Annotated in this window: 2 protein-coding genes; both read left to right on the forward strand. The window is 60.8% G+C overall.

Annotated features, from left to right (window positions below; translation table 11 throughout):
• On the forward strand, nucleotides 1-1,500 hold a 1,500-nt coding region (gene glpK / locus JQN68_RS12230), incomplete at its 5' end, for a glycerol kinase GlpK (protein WP_249621215.1).
• Nucleotides 1,501-1,553: 53 nt separating this feature from the next.
• A complete protein-coding gene (locus JQN68_RS12235; protein ID WP_225073806.1) occupies nucleotides 1,554-2,549 on the forward strand; it encodes a methyltransferase in 996 nt (331 codons plus the stop codon).
• Nucleotides 2,550-2,710 lie beyond the last annotated feature (161 nt).

The raw sequence follows: 2,710 nt of genomic DNA on the forward strand, positions 1-2,710 counted from the left end.
TACGTTCTGGCAATTGATCAGGGGACGACGAGTTCGACCGTGCTGGTCTTTAACGATGCCGGGCAGGTCTGTGGCCGGGCGGGGGCCGAAATATCCCAGCATTATCCGCGGCCCGGCTGGGTGGAGCACGATCCGGAGGAGATCTGGACGGTGACGCAGGAGGTGGTGAAGCAGGCGCTGCAAGAGGCCAAGGCCGAGCCGCAACAGGTGCGGGCCATCGGTATTGCCAACCAGCGTGAGACCACTATGCTGTGGAACCGTCACACGGGCATTCCGGCCGCGCCGGCTATCGTCTGGCAGGATCGCCGCACTGCCCGATTGTGCGATGAGCTCAAGCAGGAGGGGTTGGAGCCTCTCTGGCAGCAGAAGACCGGTTTGCTCATCGATCCCTATTTTTCCGCCACCAAGGTGCACTGGTTGCTGGAGCATGCCGAAGGTTTGCGTAGCAGGGCCGCCAATGGCGAAATTGCCTTCGGTACCGTCGACAGCTGGCTGGTCTGGAAGTTGACCGGTGGCCGTTGTCACGTTACCGACTATTCCAACGCCTCACGTACCCTGCTGTACAATATCCATCAACTCGACTGGGACAACGAAATTCTGGCGCGGCTCGATATTCCTCGTCACATGCTGCCGTCCGTCAGGCCTTCTTCCGGTATTTACGGCGAGACCGATCCGCGCGCCTTCTTCGGTCACCGAGTGCCTATCGCCGGCGTCGCCGGGGACCAGCAGGCCGCGCTGTTCGGCCAGGCCTGCCATCGGCGGGGGCTGGCCAAGAATACCTATGGTACCGGTTCCTTTCTGTTGATGAATATCGGTCGCCAGGCAGTGGTCAGCCGTGAGAAGCTGCTGACCACCATCGCCTGGCGTCTCGGCGAGGAACCGGTGGAATATGCCCTGGAAGGATCCATCTTTATCACGGGCGCGGCGATTCAGTGGCTGCGGGATGGCCTGGGGGTGCTTGCGAGGGCTGCCGAAAGCGAGCAAATGGCAGCGTCCCTGACTGACAACGAGGATGTCTATTTCGTACCGGCCATGACCGGACTTGGTGCTCCCCATTGGGATCCATACGCGCGGGGCCTGATCATCGGGTTGACCCGCGGTACCGGCCGGGCTCACCTGGTTCGCGCGGCCTTGGAGAGCATCGCTTATCAGACTCGTGACGTGGTCGAGGCCATGAGTCGCGAATCGGGTATTCAACTTCAGGAATTGCGGGCCGACGGCGGGGCGGTGGACAATCGTTTTCTCATGCAGTTTCAGTCCGACCTGCTCGGCGTGCCGGTGGAAGTTCCCGCCATTACTGAAACAACAGCCCTGGGGGCCGCCTGTCTGGCTGGTCTGGCGGTCGGCATCTGGGCAAGCCGGGATGAGTTGACGGAACGGTGGCAGTTGGCCCGCCGCTACGAGCCCAAAATGGCATCGGCCCGGCGCGAAGCACTGTATGCCCGATGGCGCCAGGCTGTGGAGCGGTCTCTGGGATGGTCCGAGGCTGGCACCCCCTGACCAGGCCCAATTCGATTAACCGGCCCCAACGCCTCGATAAACAGGAGGTGCAGATGTCCGAAGCATCGTGGAACCCCCAGGCACTGTTGGCGCTTTCCAATGGCTATTGGCGGGTCTGCGCTCTGCATGCTGCCGTTAAGCTGGATGTCTTCAGCCATTTATACGATCTGGCCATGGGGGCCGAACAGTTGGCAGGCGAATTGGGGGGTGACCGGGACGGGGTGGAAAGGCTGCTCGTCGCCCTTGCGGCCATGCAATTGTTGGAAAAAGCAGGGGGCCGCTTTACTTGTACGCCAGGTGCCGCCGAATTCCTGGCGCGGCAATCCCCCCATTACATGGGCCACATCATTCTCCATCACCGCCAGTTGGTGGAGTCCTGGGCGCATCTGGATGAAGCGGTCATGACCGGTCGCCCAGTGCGGTCGCCTTACGCCGGCGATGATCCGGAGTGGCGAAAGAACTTTCTGTTGGGCATGTATGACCTGGCCATGCATCTGGCGCCCAAGCTGGTGGCGCAAATCGACCTGGCCGGGCGTCGGCGGCTGCTGGATCTGGGGGGTGGGCCTGGAACTTGGGCCATTCACTTTTGCCGGGAAAATTCCGACCTCGAGGCCACGGTATTTGATTTGCCCTCTACCCGCGGATTTGCCGAAGAGACCATCGCCCGCTTCGGCCTGCAGGAGCGTATCGCTTTCGCGGCCGGGGATTTTTTGGCAGGAGAACTGCCGGGCCGTTATGATGTCGCTTGGCTATCCCACATCCTGCATGGCGAGGGGGAGCAGGAGGTCAGGGCCATTTTAAGCAAGACCGCAGAGGTATTGGAACCGGGCGGTCTGCTTCTGATACACGAGTTCCTCCTCGACGACGACCGGGGCGGTCCTCTTTACCCGGCGCTGTTTTCCCTAAACATGCTGCTGGGCACCTCGGCCGGTCGCGCCTATTCGGCTCGACAGCTGTTCGAATTGATGCGGGAGGCGGGCTTCAAGGATGCCCGGCGGCTGGCCCTGGATCTTCCCGGAGAATCCTCCGTCATCGCTGCAACGGTCTGAACGGCTGTCTTTTACGCCTGCAGGGAAAAAGTTCGGGACCGTATCTGTGCTGGCTTGAAATTTTAAAGAAGGCCGAGTCCATCGCATTGCGAAGAGGGGAATTCATGCGTCATAAAACAAAACGATCGTATCTATAGGGTCAGGGTTTGATAACTTGATTC

The sequence above is a fragment of the Desulfuromonas sp. CSMB_57 genome (assembly GCF_020194955.2).
Lineage (GTDB): Bacteria > Desulfobacterota > Desulfuromonadia > Desulfuromonadales > Syntrophotaleaceae > JAFCIY02.